Consider the following 1,020-nt stretch of genomic DNA (forward strand, 5'->3'; position numbering starts at 1 on the left):
TATGCACCCGATGGTCCGCTCCCTTTATCAAGGAAGCATGCATAGCGGTGCAATATCGACCAGAATGGGGCTCAAGGGCATTCCTAACATTGCTGAAACGGTTGCTATCGCACAACTCATCATGCTCGCTGAAGCGAGCGGCGTCAGGCTACATCTTAGTAATCTGTCTTGCGAAGATTCCGTCAACCTTGTTCGTGAAGCGAAAAAGAAAGGCACTCGAATTACCGCAGATGTCGCCATCGCAAACCTGTGTTATACCGACGAAGCCGTTTTGGGTTTCAACAATAACTTTCATACCATCCCTCCTCTAAGAAGCGAGCGTGATAGGAAAGCGCTCATTGAAGGCGTGATCGACGGAACCATCGATGCAATCACCAGTGCCCATGAGCCACGCAGCGTATCCGCTAAAAACGCGCCTTTTGCAGAGTCTGCAACTGGTATAAGCACCATCGAGCACGTATTTCATTATGCAATGAAGCTAGATTCGGCTGGCGAACTTGCTCTAGAGGTATTTATAAAAGCAATGAACGAAAGGTCATCCGCCGTGCTTGGCTTGCAAGCCAATCAAATTATGCCTGGCCAAAAAGCGAACTTCAGCATCTTAAACTTTGACGAGCGCACGTTAGACGAGAGCGATATACACTCTTCGGGAAAAAACACTCCGCTATTGGGTGAGCAAGTGACGGGAACGATCGAGCACACCTTTGTAAGCGGTGCGCTCGTTTATTCTGCATCTAGTTAACGGCGTCTTTCAAAGCCTTGCCAGGCTTAAAACCAACTGACTTGCTAGCAGGTATTTGAATAGCTTTACCGGTCTGCGGGTTCTTACCTGTACGCGCACTTCGGGTGCGCTGAGAGAAAGTTCCAAAACCAATCAAACTAACGGCATCGTCACGCGTCATTGCGTTGGTAATTTCATCAAGCAGAGCGTTTAGAACTTCTCCAGATTTATCTTTCGTTAAACCAGTTTCTTCTGCAATTGCGGCAATTAACTCAGGCTTCTTCATAGGATCCCCTCTT

The 1,020-nt window shown here is 47.8% G+C and carries 2 protein-coding genes; one reads left to right on the forward strand and one right to left on the reverse strand.

The window, feature by feature from the left end; all coding sequences use genetic code 11:
• A partial coding sequence (locus A3751_RS15115) for a dihydroorotase family protein (RefSeq protein ID WP_068457625.1) occupies positions 1–742 on the forward strand: 742 nt, incomplete at its 5' end.
• Here the strand turns inward: A3751_RS15115 and A3751_RS15120 are convergent.
• Positions 735–1,007, reverse strand: coding sequence for an HU family DNA-binding protein (locus A3751_RS15120; RefSeq protein WP_068457628.1), 273 nt, complete (start codon positions 1,005–1,007; stop codon positions 735–737). The genes A3751_RS15115 and A3751_RS15120 overlap by 8 nt on opposite strands.
• Between the last annotated feature and the right edge of the window lie 13 nt (positions 1,008–1,020).

It is taken from the genome of Oleiphilus sp. HI0080, assembly GCF_001635135.1.